Annotated in this window: 27 protein-coding genes; all 27 read left to right on the forward strand. The window is 60.4% G+C overall.

Translation table 11 applies throughout. From position 1 onward, the window contains the following. Positions 1-84: 84 nt before the first annotated feature. The 27 genes from R2J76_RS07785 to R2J76_RS07915 all read left to right on the forward strand — a co-directional run bounded on the left by R2J76_RS07785 (position 85) and on the right by R2J76_RS07915 (position 19,141). On the forward strand, positions 85-276 hold the full coding sequence (locus tag R2J76_RS07785; RefSeq protein ID WP_316415265.1) for a hypothetical protein: 192 nt from the start codon (positions 85-87) through the stop codon (positions 274-276). Positions 277-601: 325 nt separating this feature from the next. Then, a complete protein-coding gene (locus R2J76_RS07790; protein WP_316415266.1) occupies positions 602-1,402 on the forward strand; it encodes a hypothetical protein in 801 nt (266 codons plus the stop codon). Further along, positions 1,399-2,730, forward strand: a complete 1,332-nt coding sequence (locus R2J76_RS07795) for a replicative DNA helicase (RefSeq protein WP_316415267.1) — start codon at positions 1,399-1,401, stop codon at positions 2,728-2,730. The genes R2J76_RS07790 and R2J76_RS07795 overlap by 4 nt, the downstream gene beginning before the upstream one ends. Continuing rightward, positions 2,727-2,948: a hypothetical protein gene (locus R2J76_RS07800; RefSeq protein WP_316415268.1), complete on the forward strand. Its 222-nt coding sequence runs from the start codon at positions 2,727-2,729 to the stop codon at positions 2,946-2,948. The genes R2J76_RS07795 and R2J76_RS07800 overlap by 4 nt, the downstream gene beginning before the upstream one ends. After that, positions 2,945-3,190 carry a hypothetical protein gene (locus R2J76_RS07805; protein ID WP_316415269.1) on the forward strand — a complete coding sequence of 82 codons (246 nt, stop codon included), beginning with the start codon at positions 2,945-2,947 and terminating at the stop codon, positions 3,188-3,190. Before R2J76_RS07800 ends, R2J76_RS07805 begins: the two co-directional genes overlap by 4 nt. Further along, a complete protein-coding gene (locus R2J76_RS07810; RefSeq protein ID WP_316415270.1) occupies positions 3,187-3,423 on the forward strand; it encodes a hypothetical protein in 237 nt (78 codons plus the stop codon). Before R2J76_RS07805 ends, R2J76_RS07810 begins: the two co-directional genes overlap by 4 nt. Before the next feature lie 650 nt (positions 3,424-4,073). Then, positions 4,074-4,331: a hypothetical protein gene (locus tag R2J76_RS07815; RefSeq protein ID WP_316415271.1), complete on the forward strand. Its 258-nt coding sequence runs from the start codon at positions 4,074-4,076 to the stop codon at positions 4,329-4,331. Between the two features lie 190 nt (positions 4,332-4,521). After that, on the forward strand, positions 4,522-4,965 hold the full coding sequence (locus tag R2J76_RS07820; RefSeq protein ID WP_316415272.1) for a recombination protein NinB: 444 nt from the start codon (positions 4,522-4,524) through the stop codon (positions 4,963-4,965). Beyond that, on the forward strand, positions 4,965-5,126 hold the full coding sequence (locus tag R2J76_RS07825) for an FmdB family zinc ribbon protein (RefSeq protein WP_316415273.1): 162 nt from the start codon (positions 4,965-4,967) through the stop codon (positions 5,124-5,126). Before R2J76_RS07820 ends, R2J76_RS07825 begins: the two co-directional genes overlap by 1 nt. Positions 5,127-5,674: 548 nt before the next feature. Next, complete coding sequence (locus tag R2J76_RS07830; RefSeq protein ID WP_316415274.1) at positions 5,675-6,271, forward strand: terminase small subunit; 597 nt, start codon at positions 5,675-5,677, stop codon at positions 6,269-6,271. Then, the gene (locus R2J76_RS07835; RefSeq protein WP_316415275.1) at positions 6,268-7,710 is read left to right on the forward strand and encodes a terminase large subunit domain-containing protein; all 1,443 of its coding nucleotides are present in this window, start codon (positions 6,268-6,270) and stop codon (positions 7,708-7,710) included. The genes R2J76_RS07830 and R2J76_RS07835 overlap by 4 nt, the downstream gene beginning before the upstream one ends. 8 nt (positions 7,711-7,718) lie before the next feature. Continuing rightward, a complete protein-coding gene (locus tag R2J76_RS07840; protein ID WP_316415276.1) occupies positions 7,719-8,063 on the forward strand; it encodes a hypothetical protein in 345 nt (114 codons plus the stop codon). A 278-nt stretch (positions 8,064-8,341) separates the two neighbouring features. Beyond that, positions 8,342-8,587 carry a hypothetical protein gene (locus R2J76_RS07845; protein WP_316415277.1) on the forward strand — a complete coding sequence of 82 codons (246 nt, stop codon included), beginning with the start codon at positions 8,342-8,344 and terminating at the stop codon, positions 8,585-8,587. 27 nt (positions 8,588-8,614) lie between these two features. Further along, positions 8,615-8,836, forward strand: coding sequence for a hypothetical protein (locus R2J76_RS07850; protein WP_316415279.1), 222 nt, complete (start codon positions 8,615-8,617; stop codon positions 8,834-8,836). A gap of 290 nt (positions 8,837-9,126) precedes the next feature. Beyond that, positions 9,127-9,666, forward strand: a complete 540-nt coding sequence (locus R2J76_RS07855) for a glycoside hydrolase family 19 protein (RefSeq protein WP_316415280.1) — start codon at positions 9,127-9,129, stop codon at positions 9,664-9,666. Continuing rightward, on the forward strand, positions 9,659-9,940 hold the full coding sequence (locus tag R2J76_RS07860) for a hypothetical protein (RefSeq protein WP_316415281.1): 282 nt from the start codon (positions 9,659-9,661) through the stop codon (positions 9,938-9,940). Before R2J76_RS07855 ends, R2J76_RS07860 begins: the two co-directional genes overlap by 8 nt. A 2-nt stretch (positions 9,941-9,942) precedes the next feature. Then, positions 9,943-10,644, forward strand: coding sequence for a hypothetical protein (locus tag R2J76_RS07865; RefSeq protein ID WP_316415282.1), 702 nt, complete (start codon positions 9,943-9,945; stop codon positions 10,642-10,644). Further along, positions 10,641-10,892 carry a hypothetical protein gene (locus R2J76_RS07870; RefSeq protein ID WP_316415283.1) on the forward strand — a complete coding sequence of 84 codons (252 nt, stop codon included), beginning with the start codon at positions 10,641-10,643 and terminating at the stop codon, positions 10,890-10,892. Before R2J76_RS07865 ends, R2J76_RS07870 begins: the two co-directional genes overlap by 4 nt. Before the next feature lie 44 nt (positions 10,893-10,936). Beyond that, positions 10,937-12,304: a DUF4055 domain-containing protein gene (locus R2J76_RS07875; RefSeq protein WP_316415284.1), complete on the forward strand. Its 1,368-nt coding sequence runs from the start codon at positions 10,937-10,939 to the stop codon at positions 12,302-12,304. Between the two features lie 8 nt (positions 12,305-12,312). Beyond that, positions 12,313-12,699, forward strand: a complete 387-nt coding sequence (locus tag R2J76_RS07880) for a hypothetical protein (RefSeq protein WP_316415285.1) — start codon at positions 12,313-12,315, stop codon at positions 12,697-12,699. A 3-nt stretch (positions 12,700-12,702) separates the two neighbouring features. Continuing rightward, a complete protein-coding gene (locus tag R2J76_RS07885) occupies positions 12,703-13,719 on the forward strand; it encodes a hypothetical protein (protein WP_316415286.1) in 1,017 nt (338 codons plus the stop codon). 3 nt (positions 13,720-13,722) lie between these two features. After that, positions 13,723-15,645, forward strand: a complete 1,923-nt coding sequence (locus R2J76_RS07890) for a hypothetical protein (RefSeq protein ID WP_316415287.1) — start codon at positions 13,723-13,725, stop codon at positions 15,643-15,645. Beyond that, on the forward strand, positions 15,642-15,953 hold the full coding sequence (locus R2J76_RS07895) for a phage fiber-tail adaptor protein (RefSeq protein ID WP_316415288.1): 312 nt from the start codon (positions 15,642-15,644) through the stop codon (positions 15,951-15,953). The genes R2J76_RS07890 and R2J76_RS07895 overlap by 4 nt, the downstream gene beginning before the upstream one ends. Next, entirely contained in the window at positions 15,953-16,402 is a 450-nt protein-coding gene (locus R2J76_RS07900) for a hypothetical protein (protein WP_316415289.1), read from the forward strand. Before R2J76_RS07895 ends, R2J76_RS07900 begins: the two co-directional genes overlap by 1 nt. Next, entirely contained in the window at positions 16,399-17,526 is a 1,128-nt protein-coding gene (locus R2J76_RS07905) for a phage minor head protein (protein ID WP_316415290.1), read from the forward strand. Before R2J76_RS07900 ends, R2J76_RS07905 begins: the two co-directional genes overlap by 4 nt. Beyond that, on the forward strand, positions 17,523-17,795 hold the full coding sequence (locus tag R2J76_RS07910; RefSeq protein ID WP_316415291.1) for a DUF6378 domain-containing protein: 273 nt from the start codon (positions 17,523-17,525) through the stop codon (positions 17,793-17,795). Before R2J76_RS07905 ends, R2J76_RS07910 begins: the two co-directional genes overlap by 4 nt. A 293-nt stretch (positions 17,796-18,088) precedes the next feature. Next, a complete protein-coding gene (locus R2J76_RS07915) occupies positions 18,089-19,141 on the forward strand; it encodes a hypothetical protein (protein ID WP_316415292.1) in 1,053 nt (350 codons plus the stop codon). Positions 19,142-19,144 lie beyond the last annotated feature (3 nt).

Below are 19,144 nucleotides of genomic sequence, written 5' to 3' on the forward strand. Positions count from 1 at the left end.
GTGTTGGCTCGACCTTGACCTATGGCCCATTGAACCCGATCGAATCTATTGCTGGCGTTACCCCCTGAAGCATGAGGCAGTCGCATGAATCACCTTGAACTGTTCGCCACCCGATGTTCCATCCTCGCCAACGAGGCAGCTAAACTCCATGACAGCCTCCCCCACGAGGTGCAGCTTCCCTTCCGGGAGGGCATCAACCAGGTGCTTGGGGGCAAGTCCTATTTCCAAGCTGCCTCCAGGGCCATGGAAGAAGCGCAGAAGAAGGGGGCGGCGTAATGGCCCAAATCATCCCCTTCAACCGGAAGATCGAGGATATCTCGTTCGAGGATGCCGGGCCGGATTGCGAGACATGCCCAGCCCGTGAATCCTGTTCCGCAATAGACCTTGAGGAAAATGCGCCAGAGTCGGTATCTGGGCGCATTGAATCATGGGAAGCATGGGAGACCGTCGTTATTGAGGCAGCGCGTCGCAAGGGCGGTTGGCCCAACTGCATCACAACCGGCCCAGGGGGTGCCTAATGGCGAGATCCAGGCTTACCGCCCCCCTCCCGTGGTATCGCTGGAATCCTGGCCAATGGCAGGGTTCGCGCAAGGTCCAGCGCATGGACTGGGCAGCCCGTGGCCTCTATCGGGAACTCATGGACGAATGCTGGATCAAGGGCTCAGTGCCGTCAACCGCGGAAGGCATAGCTGAAATGTATGAGGTTGATCCCTCGGAAATCGCTCCATTGCTCCCCCAAATCATTCGGTGCTTCGATGTTCACGAGAACGGCACCATGACCTCTGGATTCATCGAAGAAATCCGGACCGAAGCTGATTCTATGAGACTTGCCCAAGCCAAGCGGCGGTTAGGTCTGGATAAACACGGTAATCCACGGTTAACCACGGATAGCAAAAGTGAACCGCGGTTAACCGATCCGAACCAGAGCGAACCAGTACAGAAGAGAAGAGAAGAGAAAGAAATACCCCCCTTACCCCCCAAGGGGGGAAAGTATGGGAAGACTCCGAAGGTCGAACTCGACATCCTGCCGGAGAACGAAACATTCCTCCGGGCGGTCTACACGAAGTGGCCCACAGAACACCCCTTGACCCACGAGCCCGCGAAGAAGGGGGCATTCGCACCAGCGGCCCGGAACTTCCAGCGCATCGTGGATTCCCAGGAGGCTTCCCCCAGGGAACTGAAGTCCTGCGGGATGCTCTACGCCAAGGCCGAGAGCTACCCCCCCGACATTCAGCGCATGGTCTACGAAGCATGGGATCACCGGGACCACGCCATCATGCACGTTTCGAGCTTCTACGGCCCAGAGAAGAAGCCCTACCGCCAGATGCTCCCTATCGCCCGGATTGTCCTGGAACGGATTGACGCCCAAACGGCTCCCCCCATCCTCGCGGTGCCCGCATGAAGCCGATCCCGGAAGATCCCGAGTCGGAACGTTACCTCCTGGCGACCCTCTGCGCCCCCGGAAATGAGACTGCCCTTCAGGTGCATATCCCGGGGATGAGCGAGAAAGACTTTGTTGTTCCGGCCCACCAGCGCCTCTTCAAGGCCATTCAGCACCTCGTGAACTCTCACCAGGAAGTGAATGCCCTGACGATCATGGACGCCCCAGGCCTGAAGGAACACATATCCCAGACGGAGGTATTCGACATCCTGGGGGCGATGGAGGTAGGCAGGCCGGAAACCCTGATTGCCATCCTGAAACGTAAGCGGCTCCAGAGAGACCTTATCGCTCTTGGTGGGCGTCTGTATCGGGAAGCGGGGGATACGTTCGACCCTGCCGAACTCATGGCTACCATTGCCGGCGAACTTTCGAGCTTGGCCCAATCCACAGACAAGGGTAATGCAGAGGCCGTCAACCGATTCTCCGACGAAGCCCTTGCGCTGGTGGCGGATCGGATTCAGGGCAAGTCCACCTTCGGGACCAAGTTCCAGGGCTGGCCTCGCCTGAACGGGCTGACCCATGGTTTCCAGCCTGGGCAGTTGATCGTCTTGGCGGCCCGGCCTGGCATCGGGAAGACCGCCCTGGCCCTTAACTGGGTCCTTCGGGCAGCCCAGAACCGGAAACCCAGTGCCGTTTTCAGTCTGGAGATGGGCAAGGAAGAACTCTGGAATCGCCTTGTGGCTGACAAATCCGGGGTCAACTACCGAGAAATGATTGAGAAGTGTGATCACGAGGCGTTTGCCCTTTTCGCACAAGGCAAGGCCGAGGTTGACGCCCTTCCGATCCATGTTTCCGACCGGGGCAAGATTACCGTGACCGAAATTGCGGCCCAGGTCGATCGGATCATTGCGCGGCACGGTGCCCTTGGCCTGGTGGTTGTGGATTACCTCCAGCTCATCACCAGCCCCAGCGGTAACAAATCCCAGACGGAGACAACCCGGATAGGCGAGATTACCCGCTCCCTCAAACTCCTGGCCAAGGATCGGCATGTGCCCATCCTCCTGCTGTCCCAGTTGAACCGCGAATCCGACAAGCGCAGCGGGGGCAAACCCCAGCTAACCGACCTCCGGGACTCCGGGTGTATCGAACAGGACGCCGATGTCGTGATGTTCATCCACCGGGACATGCGGGCTACCAGCACCGACCTGATCATCGCCAAACACCGGAATGGGCCGGTGATGGATCTCCCCCTCGTGTTCAAGCCGGAACTGACCCGCTACATCGAAATCGAACGCGAAACCGACCACAACATACATGAATACCAAGATATCCGTGAGGATTACGAATGACCATACAAGACCTTGAACCCGGAATGTGCATCGCGGGGCGCAACCTCCGTTCAGGCGGCTTCAACGTCCGCGAAATCGTCAGCATCAGCGGTAGGCGGATCACCTACAAGGTGCGGCGGTATGACCGCGGAATGGATTGCAACCGTATTTATACCTGCAACATTGGTGATTTTATCGGATGGGCCAACCGAGACGTTACAGAACGGGTGGCCGCATGATCGCCAGCGAAATCAAGGCCGGGATGCTGATCTTCGGTCGCAACCAGATCCACCACACGGAGGGCATCCGGGAAATCCTCTGGGTTCAAGGCGCAAGGCTCCGTTACCAACTGAAAACATTGAAATTTACCCCTTGCGGATTTTCCAAAATACATCAACGTGCCTACACCTGTTCGATGTCTGATTTCTTGACCTGGGCCATCGAAGACGTAACACCACAGCCAATCCAGAGGGCATCATGATCATTGGAACGAAATTCACGTCAGACGATATCGAGCCCGGAATGGTGTTCCAGGGCGACCGCGGCCAGGTGCGCGAAGTGGTCAAGATCGCTGGCCTCATGGTTCGGTTCAAGGTTCTGAGCCTGGGGGCTACCCGATCCATGTTGGGCGTAGGTTCTTGCGAATGGGTTGAGATGCGGTCCTTCCTGAACTGGGCCCAGGAGGACATCACCGAAAAGCAGAGGGCGTCATGACGGCCCTTGCCATTACCCGTATCCCCAGTCTCGCCCATCCCCCGGCGGTCTTCCGCCTTGTGGTGGCAGAAGTCTATGGGCGAAGCTTCGACGGTTCCCCTTGCTACACCCATTGCTGGGACGATTCCGAAAGCGTCACCGTCCTGGTCGGGGATCCCCGCCTCTCAACCCGCCCTGATCCCATCCGTAGGGCATGGAACCACCTGGAGGCCAAATGGAGCAGGGTATCTAGGCGATTCCCCCAGACTCGCGCAGAGCAAATGGAGATGTTCATAGCCCCGGGGCCTTTCGGGTTTGAACGGGGTGAGTCATGACCCCCAACCGCATACTGCGCCCCTGCCCCTTGCTCCTGGCTGCGTCGAAGGACCCGGGCCACGGTAACGCGACAGCCGCCGAAACCCAGACCGATCCTAGGCCCTCTGACGCTGGTAAAAATTCTACGTTCGCAGGGGAAACCAACCTCGAAACTTGGCCGGACGGTTCCTACTACCGATCCAGCGTTTCCTTCCGGGTGTTCTGATGCCTTCCGAAACCGTTACCTTAACCATCCGTGCCAGGAAGCCTGTTCGCCTCCGTGCGCTCGTCTATGTCTGCCTGGATTACTTGGGCATCCGTCTCCCCTTCGGGTTTCTGGTCAAGGTGGTGTAGCTATGAGCCAGAATGCATCCATCCCCGACCTCGCCGCCCGAATTGCTGGTCAGCAGTTTGAACTCAAGTGCAAGATCAGCGAACTCAAGAGCGCTGATTCTGAAGGTCTCTGGTTTGCCATGTCATCCGCAGAGACACAGGCCAATGAGGCGGCAGAATTCGCCCTGTCTGGAATCATCGGCCAATTCGACCGCCTGATCCGCATCGCCAACGACGCCATCAAGGCAGCGGAGAAGACCACGAAGCGGGGGAAGGCATGACTACCAGCGTGCTTGCCTTGTTTCTCGGTGCCTACCTGGGTTTCGGAATTGGCCTTTCATGGCACTCGGTTTGTAAGACATGCCGTGATTCCAGATTGGGAGAAACCCCCTATTCAAGGGCAATCGCAGGGGTAATCACACTTGTTGCCTGCGCTCTGGCTTGGCCCTATTTCTACTGCGTGGAGAAGGCATGAGCTTCGACAAGAAGGTCTTCATCCTCCGGGAGCGCCGCAACCTAGACTACCTGCTCCAGGTGATCGCCGCGAACTGGGAACGCCAGGTGCAGGGTGGACATCCCCTCGCCGTCACCCTGGCAGAGGAAACCAGGAACCTAGAACAAAACCGCCTCTTGTGGGCACTCCTGGACGAAGTATCCGAACAGGTTGACTGGTATGGCCAGCACCTTTCCCGCGAGGAATGGAAGGATGTTTTCACCGCCGCCCTGAAGCGACAGAAGGTGGTCCCCGGGATCGACGGTGGATTCGTGGTCTGCGGACAGCGGACCTCCACCATGAGCAAGCGGGTCTTCTCTGAACTGGTGGAACTGATCTACGCCTTCGGGGCCGATCCTGCCCACCCCGTCAAATTCTCCGAAGTGGTCAATTTTGTCCACCCTGAAGGGAGGTGCGCCTAATGCCCCTCTACGAATACGAATGCTCCACCTGCCACGACAAGCGGGAACACCTTGAGCCCGTGGCCGCTCCTGAATCCCAGCCCTGCCAGGAATGCGGGGGGACCGCCTACAGGCAGGTTTCCGCCGGCTGGTTCCAGATGGGCGATGGGGACTACAAATGAGCTGGTGGAACCGTTTCTTCACCACCCCGGAGCCCGTCAGGTTCCAACTCCGAACCCGCGTGATCATCCGGAATGAACACGGTCACTCCCTGGAATTGGCCTCATTCGGCTCCTGCGCAAAGGGCCACGACAGAGTGTATTGGGACATCAAACCCCAAGAGGGTGTAATCGCAGAATGCCCCGCATGTCTCGCCCTTGGGAAACGGGAGGCAGCATGACACGCTTGGACGCTTTTCTGGCCGGAACCAGTGCTGTTATGCAGATGGTGTGCCTATTCTGTGCGGTTGTCGCTGTGTGCAAGAACCAACCCGCCTGGGGCGCGTTCTTCATCGGTTCGTCCATCATGTTCCGCCTTGACCGGGTGAAGCCATGACCCTCTGCTCCGAAAAGAAGGGGTATCCCTCCAAGGGCATCGCAGACCGGGTGATCACCAAGTGGATCCGCGAAAACCGAACCCTGGACCTCCGTTCCTACCCATGCCGTCAATGTGGCCTCTGGCATCTCACCCACCAACCAGACCGATTCGCTGAAGAGATCGAGGAAGCGTCATGAGCACCAACCCGAAACCCAAGAACCGCATGGGGAAGAAGAAGGGCGACAAATGCCCCTCAACTGTTGCTCTCCGTCTCCGATTTGCTGAAGAGTATGTGATCGACCGCAACGCCACGAAAGCCGCTGAGAGGGTTGGAGTTAGCCCTAAATCATCGCGCACGACGGGATGGCGATGGTTGCAAAATGCGGAAGTCGCTGCATATATTGCCGAGCTAGGTCAACAGCAGACCGAAAAGGCCGGGGTCACGTCTGAATGGATCATCAATAAACTCAAGAACATAGCATCTTTTGACATTCGGCTTGCCTACCGCAAAAATGGGACGCTGGTGCCCATAACTTCGCTGGACGATGTAACGGCGGAAAGCGTTGCGGGGATGGAAGTTATCGAACAATCCGAAGGCGTGATGGTTGACGGGGACGGCAATCCTGTTGCAGTCGTCCCGAAGCTCAAGAAATACAAGGTGCTGGACAAGATCGCGGCCCTCAAGCTCCTGGCCCAGATCAAGGGCATGCTCGTGGAAAAGGTGGACGCGAAGGTTACGTCCGATCAGCCGATCATCGTCAAGATCACCAGTAAGCGCGGTCAAAAATGACCGCTGACCCCGTCGAGCTGGATCTTGGGGAACTGCACGACCAGCAGGACGAAGCCTTCTACTCCCTGGCGACAGAGATCCTGTATGGAGGCGCAGCCGGCGGCGGGAAGTCCCACCTGATGCGCGTGGCGGCGATTCTGTGGTGCCTGATGATCCCCGGGCTTCAGGTCTACCTGTTCCGGAGGACGTTCCCCGACCTGTGGAAGAACCACATGGAGGGACCCTCAAGCTTCCAAGCCCTCTTGGCCCCCTTGGTCAAGCTCAAGCGGGTCACGATCAACCTCAACGACGGGTTCATCGCGTTCCCCAACGGCTCGAAAATCTTCCTGTGCCATTGCCAGCACGAAAAGAACGTCTACAACTACCAGGGCGCCGAAATCCACGTCCTGATGATGGACGAGCTGACCCACTTCACTTCGACCATGTATCGCTACCTGCGGGGCCGCGTCCGCATGGTGGGCCTGAAGATCCCCGACGAACTCCAAGGCATGTTCCCGCGCATCCTGTGCAGCGCGAACCCTGGAGGCGAGGGCCACAACTGGGTCAAGGCCGCGTGGGTTGACCTGGCCCCGCCGATGGCGATCACCCAAATGCCCGATGAGGACGGCGGGATGCTGCGGCAATACATCCCCGCGAAGATGGCTGATAACCCGTCCCTGATGCTCAATGACCCCAAATACCTCTCACGGCTTGAAGGCTTGGGAACGCCCGCCTTGGTCAAGGCGATGCGTGATGGCGACTGGAACATCGTGGCGGGCGGCATGCTCGATGACGTTTACAAGGCCAGCGTCCATGAACTCGTGCCCTTCGACATCCCATCTAGCTGGATCATCGACCGATCCTTTGACTGGGGCAGCTCCAAGCCGTTCAGCGTGGGATTCTGGGCCGAAAGCGACGGGACCGAGGCGACCCTGGCCAACGGGACCAAGAAGGCATGGCCCAGGGGGAGCCTGTTCCGCATCGGGGAAATCTACGGCTGGAACGGGACCCCAGACGAGGGGTGCAAGAAACTCGCGGTCGAAGTGGCCGACGAAATCAAAGCCCTTCTGACTGCGGTTCCCTGGGGTCCACGATGCGTTCCTGGACCAGCGGATAATTCGATATTCGATGCGGAAAACGGCGTGTGCATCGCGGATGACATGGCCAAGCGCGGGATTCTGTGGGAACGCTGTGACAAGTCCCCCGGATCTCGAAAGACGGGCTGGGAAGCCATCCGGAAGCGGCTGAAGGCATGCCACACGTTCCCGATGGAAGAACCAGGACTCTTCGTGTTCAACAACTGCCGCGACGGGTTCATCCGCACGGTCCCCACACTCCCACGCGACCCCAACAAACCGGATGACGTGAACACGAAGTCAGAGGACCACGTAGGGGATGAAACCCGCTACCGGTGCCAATACATCCGGCCCACCTGCACCTCCACCCCCTTCTACCTCTAGGACCGCTCATGGCCTGCCGCCCCCTGCCAGAGAAAATGGACGAATCGCTCCCCACCGCTGCCGAAATCCTCCTGGAGTCCATGACGGAACTCCTTATTGGCCGCGGTATCCAGGAGCCCGCCGCCGGGATGATTGCAAGGCGACAGTTGGCCCAGTTGCTCAATCGCCTGGGAGGGGGGTACGTGTGGTTGCCCCGCACCATTGACTACTACACCCGCACGGCCAAAGAGGACCGGAATGCGATGGTGCTTGACATGGTCCGTCAAGGGCACCCCAAGGAAGTCATCCTTCGGGTGGTCAACCTCAAGAAGTCCCAGTTCTACAACATTATCCGGCGGAAGAAGGCCGGATGACCCTTCCCAGGAGGAATCCATGAAAGCATGTGCAAATACCAAGTGCCCATACCACTTCGAAGTGGATGATTCAGTCCTTCGAGCCGGGATCGTGGCTCGTCGCATCCCTGCCCCGATTCCGGTCACGCCTGACGCTGATGTCAACGGAAGCACAACCCAGATCGAGTATACGCGCCTATTTGCATACTTCGACGCTAGGTATTCCAGGGTCATTCCAGCCTATTACCTCTGCGAAAACTGCCACAAGGCCCGCAAGGGTTGATGCCTAGGAGGCTACCGTGAACCGTGAAGTCAGCTACGAAAACATGAAGGCGCTGGAGGAAGTCAACGACATCCTGACCGCCCGCGTCGCGGAACTGGAACATGAGATAAAGCGCCGGGACTTGGAGCGAGAGATAGAGAATCTGGAGTCCTTCGAACCCGGATTCCTAGATCCCTGCCAAGCCATGGCGCTGAGTTCTCAGATTGCCGATCTTAGACGCGCCCTCTTTGCCCATAATCTTCCCGCTCAACCCAAGGGCTGATACCCCAAAGGAGTCCCTGTGCCCAACATGCAACTGATCCAGATGAGTTTCAACCGCCACCTTGAAAAGATGGCTGGTGAACTTCCCCACCCCTATGTCCTTACCCTCCTGGCCAGGAACACCGAGCGTAAGGACGCCGACATCCTCATGACTCGGGATATCCTTCCCGAGATCATCCAAGCTGTGTCCTACCTCGAAAAACAGGAAGGGATGACCCAGGCAGCCAGCGATGTTCTGTCCGCTTCATAATATGTGACTGAAATCTCGAGCACATTTGGTTGAAAAATAAGGGCAACGAACGCATTACCGAAAAGGCCCTGGTCAGTGCTCCAACCCCACAGGCGGACAATTTTGACCGGCCCCCACGAAAAGCCCCCTTCAATGGGGGCTTGATTTTTGTCCCGTGAAGCATGGCCTAAAACAGGTTTTCCACCCCAACGCCCGTTGAGTGGACACCCCCGGAATGACTCTGAATCCGGGAGGCACCTCTTTGGGGACCGGCTCCAGGGCCGAGCGCCTCCCGCCCATCCGAGGTTCCGATGCCCCTGTCCGCAACCCAGATCGTCAGTGCCCTCAAGGCGCCCCAGGCGGCGGTTGAGGCGCACTGGCCTTTGATCGTGGCTGCGCTGCGGGAATTTGGGATCGATACGCACCTGGTCAGGGTGGCAGCGGCGGCGACGATTCAGGTTGAATGCCCGTCCTGGGTTCCCTGCCGCGAGATCCACGCCAAGCAAGAGAGGCAGCCGGACCTCTGGAGAGCCCAGGAACGATACTGGCCCAGCGGGTTTTATGGCCGGGGGTTCATTCAGACCACATGGCAGGAGAACTACGAGAAGACGGGTGCCGCCCTCAAGGTGGACCTCCTGGCCGATCCTGACCTCCTGCTTGACCCCACCATCGCAGCTCGCGCCCTGGCGCACTTCATGTCCCAGCACGGCATCTGCGAGGCCGCGAACGCCCGCCAGTGGATCAGGGTTCGCGCCCGAATCAACGGCATCAACCGGCAGACGGGCCTCCCCAACGGCATCAAGCCCTTCTCCGCTGCCGTGGACGCGCTCATGGAGGTGCCGAGTGCCTGACCTCAAGAGCATCCGCCAAAGCCTCCAGGAAGTGATGGAGGATGACGCCACGGGTAAGGGCTCCGCAAGCCGCCTTGCCATCGTGTTGACCATCCTGGCCCTTGTGTGGGGCCTTGTGGCGTGTCTCTCGATGTCCGCCTTCCTGCACATGGACACGGTGGATCTGGTCAAAACCTTCGTCTATGGCCTGACCGGTGGCGGGGCAGGGTCCTACACGGTCAAGCGCGTGGTTGAGGCTGTGGCCTCCAAGTTCAAGACCCCTTCCCAGGAATAGCCATGGATACCAACGGCCTCTCCATGAAAACCCGCCTCATTGGTGCAGCCGTCATCGCGGTATTGGTGCTTGTCATCGGAATCTGGGGGCGTTCCGCCTACCTCCGACACCAAGCTGCGGTCAATTCTGACCGTTCCAATGCGTCCTCGATTCAGGGCTCCAACCACGCAGCCAAGGGAGAGGTTCACGATGCACAGGCACAACGGGACGCAGCCGCGAAGCAGGAGAACGACGCCAAGGCTCCGGCTTATGACGATAAGGTATCGAGTCTCGAAGCTCGCAATGCCGAGCTACAACGCAAACTGGACGCCGCGAGACAGGGCCAACGCCCAGCGAATTCCCCTGGTGGCCAAGGGGTTCAATCCTCCACGGATGACCCCAGTTTGGTGGAGCGACTGAAGCTCCAGGACGAACTCATCGCTTCTCAGGCCGATACGATCAAGGCCCAGGATGAGCGATACGCCTTCACGCTCCAGCGCCTTGCGGATCGGGATCAGGAACTCAAGTCCGTTTACGCAGCGCGGGATGAATACAAGCTCTCAGCATCCTTCTACCAGCAAGCCTACGTCCAGGAACATGCGGCACGGGTAGCCGCCGAAGGCGTGGCCAAGGCGGAAAGACTCAAAGGTCGTATTGAGGGAGCCCTGTTTGGGGTTGGCGCAGACCGTGGCCTACAGGCCCTTGGCATCGGGAGATTCAAGTGACCTTGCACGAACGCCTCGATACGAAAATCAACGTCCAGAACCTTCTTTCCGCCGTTGTCATCGCCGGCGGATTGATTGCGTGGGCCAATTCCATGAGCAGCCGCGTGACGGCCCTGGAGGAATTCAAGCGGTCCCAGGAAGCCCTTGACCGCCGCCAGGACGAGGAATCGAATCGTAGGCAGGATCAAATCCTTGCGGCCCTGAAGGAACTTGGGTCCAAGGTTGATCGCATGGGCGGGCGGCGCTAATGACTTCCGACGTTTCGACCCCCAACGCAGCCCATTGCGAACTCATGGAGGCCATCGAGCTGCCCCAGACGCTCATGGGGGGGACCCGGGCCATGCGAAAGGCGGGGAAGAAATACCTGCCCCAGGAGCCGGGCGAGGAGAACCAGGCGTATGAGCATCGCCTCGCCAAGTCCACGCTCTACAACTCGTTCAAAAAGACCGTTCATTCCATGGTGGGCAAGCCCTTCGGCGTCCCGATCACGCTGGGGACCGACATTCCCGCCGAAATTGTTCCTTGGCTGGAGGACGTGGACCGGCAGGGCAGGGACCTGGATACCTTCGCCCGGGACGTTTTCCGACAGTGCCTCGTGGATGGGATCGGGTTCATCCTTGTGGATTACCCCGTGGTCAAGGCAACCCTCAACCTCGCAGAGGAACGGGCCCTTGGCCTTCGCCCTTTCTGGGTCCATGTCCAGGCGAAGCAGGTCATCGGCTGGAAGGCTCAGAACGTCAATGGGCGCATGGTCCTGACGCAGGTCCGCATCAAGGAATGCGTTGACGTTCCCGATGGGGAATTCGGAACCACCAGCCGTGATCAAATCCGCGTCCTGGAGCCCGGGTCCGTGCGGGTCTTCGTTCAGAACGCCAAGCACGAATGGGTCATCGATCCCGAACTCAGCGGACCCACCACCCTGGATTTCATCCCCCTGATTCCCTGCTACACGGGCCGCACAGGGTTCATGACCGCGACTCCCCCGCTGGAAGACCTGGCGTGGCTGTGCTGCGACCACTGGCAGAGCAAGAGCGACCAAAAGCACATCCTGCACGTTGCGCGGGTGCCCCTTCTGTTCGCCCGCAAACTTCAAAATGCTACAAATACCCCCGTAGTCGTAGGCCCCAACCGCCTCATCAACTCGGATCAGGCCGACGCGGACCTGAAATATGTGGAACACACCGGGAAGGCCATCGAAGCGGGCCGACAGGACCTCACCGACACCGAAGACATGATGCGCCGGGTCGCTGGGGAACTGCTCACCAGCGACGTTCAGAAGACGGCCACCGAAGCGGGCCAGGAAACCCGGGAAGGGGAATCCTCCCTTAAGGCGATGGTTCGCACCTTCGAAGACGCCCTTGAACAGGCCCTCTTGTTCACCGCCGCATGGATCAAGCTTCCTTCCGGCGGATCCCTCAAGGTCAACCGCGAATGGCGCGAAGACACCGTTGATCCCCAGGAACTCGCCGTCATGCTCCAGGCCGTGGTGCAGGGCAAGATCACGCTCAAAGCATGGGTCCTCTACCTCGTGGAAAAGGAACTCCTTCCGCCCGACACGGACGTTGACGCCGAAGTGGAGACCTTGAAGTTGGAGGCGGAGCAACCCCTTCCGTTCAAAACCCCCATCGTCCCGGGTGACCCGGGCACTACCGCTGCATAGGAGACCCGATGCCCACCCTCACCAGCACCCTCGCCGGTTCCATGTTGGCCCCCTTCAATACCGCCGCCGCCAGTGGCCAGTTGAAAGTCTACGCCGGGAGCGTTCCCGCCAATGCGGACGCGGCCCTGGGCTCCCCGACGCTCCTGGGAACCCTGACCATGAGCGCGACGGCCTTCGCCGCCACGGCGCACACCCTCACGGCCAACGCGATCACCCAGGATTCGGCTGCCGATGCTTCGGGCACGGCCAGTTTCTATCGCCTGTTCCAGAGCGACGGCACGACCCTCATTGAACAGGGCACCGTGGGAACGTCGGGCGCTGACCTGAACCTCAACACCACGGCCATCGTCGCGGGCGGCCCCATCCAGGTCACTTCCTTCATCCGCACGCTGTAAGCCATGGGCATCACGCATGCCGCCGTTGTAGCGGTCGCTGACGATGGGACCTCGCCCGTAGGTTCCGACGAGTGGAACGCGGCCCATTCGGTAGACACCATCACGGGCATCCAGGACGCGCAGACCCCGCTCACGCTGACGCGGTTCTTCCAGAACTTCGTGGCGTCCTATGCGGGCTATATTCAGGCCAATTTCCAGAACAAGGATACGGGCTCCAGTTCCTCCACGGATGTGGTCTGCACGACCGACAGCGGAACAGATACCGCCGAATACATCGACCTGGGCATCAACGGCTCTGGCTACGCGGGTGCGTGGGGCAGCGCCAAAGATGGATACCTCTATGTCGATGGTGGAGCATCGGGAATCGGCGACCTGATAATTGGGACCGCCCAGGCCAATACGACCATCACCCTTCAGGCTGGAGCCAGCGGGGCCATTGCGAATGGATTCTTCGCCTCCACCACCTACCAAGCGGCCTACAACAAGGGCTTGGAGGAACGGCTAGGGGGCGTGATCTGGACCAAGACCTCCGCAACGACCCTCGCATCCTTCACCACGGCAGCTACCCTGATTGGCGCCGTTGGAACAGGCGTTGGGACCCTGACCCTTCCGGCCAACTTCCTGACCGTGGGGCGCACCATCCGAATCCGGATGAAGGGCGTCTACGGCGACACGACGACCGCACCCACCCTGAATTTCACCATTACCCTGGGGGGCGTCACGGTCGTAACGTCCACTGCCATCACCATGACCACGGCCAGCATGACGAATCGTCCGTGGGAACTGGACGTGGATATCGTCTGCCGTGCCACTGGGACTACGGCAACGGTCATCGGAAGCGGATTCGTGCGGGGAGCCAACACCGCCGCCGTGATGGCCCTGTGGCCCCTGGTGGCCACGGCAGCGGTCAATGTTGACACCACGGCATCGGCAGTTCTTGGCGTGACCGTGGCCTGTGGCACCTCCAACGCCGCCAATACCATCACCTGCCACACCGCCACCGTCGAAGTCATCGGGTAGGCCGTGGCTATCGCCCTCCGAGCGTCCTACGGCACGGCCAATAGCAAGGTCCAGACGGGCGTTGCGGTTGTGGCTGGGGACCTCATTTTCGTTGCCCATTCCAACGGGAACAGCCTCGCAACGACCACCTGCGCAGACACCCAGGGGAACACCTACACCCAGCTTGGAACGGGCATTCACCCTGCGGCAGCGGGCATCTCTGGATATGGGTTCTATGCCATCGCATCGGCGACCGGAACGATCACCATCACCATCACGACCGGCGCCACGTCCATCCCGACGACGATTGTCCATGTCTACAGCGGGGCGGACCAGACCAGCCCCCTTGATCAATACGCCTTCAACGGCGAATCGACGGCCAACACCGCCCATTCCACCAGCAGCGTCACGACCACGAGCGCGAACGCCGTTGCCATCACATTCTGGTTCCAGGACTACTCGTCCTCAACCACCCTGACCGAGAACGGGACGGGCTTCACCAGGCAGCAGCAGGTTTCCAGTGACGGCTCCACGGTCTACCAGACCACGTTTGACCGGGTTCTCACCAGCACAGGAACCTACCAGGACACCATCACCAGTAGCAGCGCGACGATTCTGGGCAGTTTGATTGCCACCTTCAAGGCGGTATCGGCTCCCGGGCCCGTGTTCCAGTCGAACGTGTTTCAAAACAACGTGTTCCAGGTGGGCCCTGTCACCCCAACGGGTTCCAGCGTGGCCGCATTCCTCCTGGCTGGGGCCATCGTCGCGGCGCATGGCGTGGCAGGGCTCGTATCGGGTGCGCTGCCCTTCAGTGGGAGCGCGTCAGGGGTTCATGGAGTCGCCGGGGCATCCTCCAAGGCCCTCACCATGGGGGGAAGTGCTTCCGGGGCACACGGGACGGCTGGAACGTCATCCCAGGCCCTTCCTCTGGCCGGTTCTGCCTCCGGGATCCATACCGCCTACATCGGGACCACCTCCAAGGCCCTGCCGTTCTCCGGAAATGCATTGGGAGCGCATGGCGTGGTTGGGACCTCGGCCCAGACGATGCCCTTCACGGGTTCCGCCGCTGGATCGCACACCCCGCCCACCTTCTCAGGCACCAGCAGTGCCGCAATGCCCTTCTCCGGGTCTGCGGCGGGGTGCCACGGTGTTTCCGGGGCCAGCTCCCAGCCGTTCACCTTCTCCGGGAGCGCGGCAGGAACCCACACCCCTCCCGGGTTCGCTGGATCCAGCTCCCAGGCCCTTCCCTTCGCCGGCTCCGCTTCGGGTGTCCATGGTGTTTCGGGAGCGTCCTCCAAGGCGGTTCCCTTCGTGGGCTCCGTGTCTGGTGGGCATGGAGTCGTGGGCACCTCATCCAAGGCGATGCCTTTGGCTGGATCCGCCCAGGGCACACAGAGCGTCACCGGGACCAGCGCCACCGCCTTCCCCCTGTCGGGATCCGCATCGGGCACCTTCACGCCCTCGGGAATCGGGGGATGGTCATCCCTGGCGCTCCCCCTCTCAGGATCGGCCACGGGCGTTCATGGCGTGGCGGGCTCCAGTTCCAAGGCGCTTTCCTGGAACGGGTCCATTGCCGGGGCCCAAGGGGTTGTCGGATCCAGCACCAAGGCCCTCACCTTCGGCGGGGGAGCCTCGGGAACCTTCTCCATGCCCACCTTCACGGGAACGAGCTCCCAGCCCTTCAATCTGGCCGGAAGTGCCGAGGGGTGCCACGGGGTGGCGGGTTCATCCGTCGCGTTCCTGCCCCTTGGCGGCTCCATTGACGGGCTGACGGGGCATGTGCTGGTCACTGATCCCCGATTCTTCATCACCCCCAAGGGCCTGGTCAACGTCATCACCCCCGGACCGCTGGTCAATTTTGTCCAGCCCAAGGGGATCGTGAACACCTACACGGCCCCAGGCCTCATCTCCACGGTCAACCCCGCCATCACAGAGGAAACCCCATGAGCGACTTCGAGATTTTCAGCCCCCGCGATCCCGGCGAATCCCGCGTTTTGACCATCTCGTTCGCCGGCGCGAACCGCCTCCAGGATGGGGAAACCATCGTGTCCGCAACGTGGCTCATCGAACACGACGATGGGACCGCCTCCACGACCACGGCGGGGACGTGTGACACCTCCACGCATCCCTTGGTCAAGGCCCAGGTCACCGGGGGAACCCACAACACGACTGACCTCCACAGGGCGCGGGCGGTCACAAGCACGGGCCGGGTCATCCTCGCGGGTGGGCTCCAGTCGGTCTACAAGGGGGCGTGATGACTGTCATTGCGTGGGACGGGAAGACGTTGGCGGCGGATCGGCAGGCGACCAATTGCGGTTTGGCATCCTCCTGCACGAAAATTCAACGCTTCGAGAATGGGGCCATTGTCGGAATGACAGGTGAAATCGCCGGGGGGCTAAACCTCTTTAAGTGGTATGCCAATGGATCTGACCCCGAAAAATGGCCCGCTCGTCAGGCCACAGATGATTGGTCCAGATTGATCGTTGTCGAAAACGGTAAAGCATTTACATATGAACATCTTCCGGTCCCCGTGCCAGTGGAAGATCCGTTCATGGCTTGGGGCTCTGGCTGTGACTTCGCAATGGGTGCCCTCGCTATGGGCGCTGACGCCCGCATGGCGGTTGAAATCGCATCCCGATTCAGCGACTCCTGCGGAATGGGCGTGGATGCCTTCGACGTGACGTCTGATGGCGGTCAGAAATGACACCCCCAATTCCTGACAAGATCCGCTCCAACCTCATCTCCCTCATGGTGGATACCACCCGCTATGAGGCGGGGCTGGCGGCCAAAATTGACCGGATGATCCTCCAGTTGGGGCAAGACCTCATCCGGGATCTCGTGGGGTCAGGGCTCGACACCCCGCGCACGGACTGGCAGAAGTCAAGGCTGCGCTCACTCCTGGCCCAGGCCCAGAAGACCATCGAAACCGGCTATGGGGATATTGCATCCTTCCAGTCCGATGAGATGACCGGCCTCATCCGGGTATCCGGCAAGGGCGTGGTAACCGCCGTGAACGCCGCCATGGGGGCCGACATCATGATCCCGCCCAAATGGACGCCGGAACTTCTCCGGAGCCTTGCAGACGGCTCCCTGATCCAGGGCGCCCCCTCTGCGGACTGGTGGGCAAGGCAGGGGGCGGACCTGACAAACGCCTTCGCAGATCAGATGCGGCAGGGCGTGCTTCGGGGCGAAACCATTACCCAGCTACGGGACCGGATCCTGGGCCAGAACCTCCCCGGGGTCAACGCTGCGGGCAAGGTGGACCTCCGCACGGTCCAGCCCGCCCTCCGAGCCCCGATCTACACGGCCCGCCGCAATGCGGAGGCCCTGGTGCGCTCCAGCGTGATCTCCATGAGCAGCGCGGCCCACCACGCAGCCTATGAGGCCAATTCGGACATCATGGCGGGGGAGACGTGGACGGCCACACTCGACATTTCTACGTGTCCGCGCTGCGGGGCCTTGGATTCTGTAACGTTCCCGTGGGGTTCCGAGCATCCAACCCCTGCGCTTCACTTTGGGTGCCGATGCTTCTTGACCCCGCAGACGAAATCCTGGCAACAACTCGCCCGCGAAGCCCACGGCAATTCCACCCTGGCCAAGGAACTGGACAACATCCCCGAAGGCGACCGCGCCTCTATGGACGGTCCCGTCTCAGGGAAATTCACCTACCAAAACTGGTTTGATGCCCAGCCCAAGGCGCGGCAGGTGGAGATTCTAGGCGACCGGAAATTGGAACTCTACCAGAAGGGCAAGTTGTCCTTCGCAGACATGATCAACCAGAAGGGCAACCCCCTGACCATCAAGCAACTTGAGGAGATGTATTCGTGAGCAACCCCCAGTCGATCCTCATGGAAGCAGAGTCCCTGGTCAACGGTGACCGGCAAGCGGCATACGGAACGCCCCTGGACAATTGGAGCCGAATCCGAGACCTCGCCAGGGCCACGGGCAGACCCGGCCTTTCCCAGGTCACATGCGAAGACCTGGCCATCCTCATGGTGCTGGTGAAACTGGCCCGCGAAACTGCCAGCCCCAAGCGGGATAACGCCGTGGATGGCGCCGCCTACTTCCACATCCTGGATCAAGTCAGGGGGCAATGATGAGTGATCGCAAACGCCCCATAGGATGGACCCGGACCCAATGGCGATCCCACCAGCAGCGGTGCGCAAGGGCCCGCGCCAAGGGGCTTCCAGAACCCTCCGTGGACGAGCCGTTCTTCCCCCATGGGGGTGATCGGGACCGTCAGGCGTTCGAGAAACGTGAACATGGGAGCAAAACGAACAAGCCCCTGGGCCAGCGGGTAGCCGAGGAAGGCTCGAAGAAACCCGAAGGTGATAGGACCCTACTTTCCGAGCGGGAACGGAAATACGACCCCTCTGCGAACGCCGAAGACATGATCGCGGACCTTCGGCGGATCCAGGAGGAATTCCCTACCCGGCACATTTCCCGGACCCTCTACCGGAACGAGGGCCAGTATTCGGAACGCACCTGGTCTGCGAGGTTCGGCACCTTCCACGAATTTAGGCGGGAGGCGGGCCTGGAGCACCACCGGGGAGCGCAACGCCTGGAGAAGGCCATCGCTACCCATTCCGCCCGGGACCGATACCGAGGCTTCTATGAAATTGAAATCCTGCCCTGGGTAGGGAAATACGAGGTGACCCACGCGGACGGCATCAAGCGGATCCTCATCGGGTCCGACTTCCACGACCGCAACTCGGATCCCTTCCCCCTATCCGTCTTCATCGCCACGGCAGAGCGGGTTCAGCCTGACGTGATCGTCCTCAATGGAGACGTGTTCGAATTCGCGGAATTCAGCCGGTTCGATAAGGATCCCCGGCAGATCAGCGTCAAGGGTGCCTTTGAATTCGTGCGGGACCACATCTTCCGGCCCCTGCGAAAAGGGTGCCCCAAAGCCCAGATCGACCTCATTATCGGCAACCACGACGCCCGGGTCCTGCGGCACATGGCCGACCGGACCCCCTACATCGTGCCCCTCATGGACCTCATGGGGATCAGCCTCTCAACCCTTTTCGGGCTGGACGCCTTCCGTATCAACCTGGTCAACAAGGCCGATTTCAGCGCCTATCAGGTCAAGGAAGGGCGAGACGAAATCGCCAAGAACTACAAAATCTACTTCAACACCCTCCTGGTAGGGCATCATCCCGGTAACTACGGCATCTCTAGTGTCGGCGGGCACACCCACAAGCCCGAATTCAAGGCGACCGTGAACGAGCTTTCCGGCGCCTACTTCCAACTCACCACCGGATGCCTGGCCAAAATTGACTTTGATTACGTCGAAGGGCTGAATCGCTACAGCCAGTCCTTCGCCCTGATCCACGTGGACCCCGTCAAGCGGGAATGCGTCCCGGAACATATCGTCTTCAGCCAAAACTACGCCGTGGTGGGAGGGATCCTCTACCGCCGACCCGTTGAGAACGTGGGGTGAGCC

This window comes from Mesoterricola silvestris, assembly GCF_030295405.1.
GTDB classification, from domain to species: domain Bacteria; phylum Acidobacteriota; class Holophagae; order Holophagales; family Holophagaceae; genus Mesoterricola; species Mesoterricola silvestris.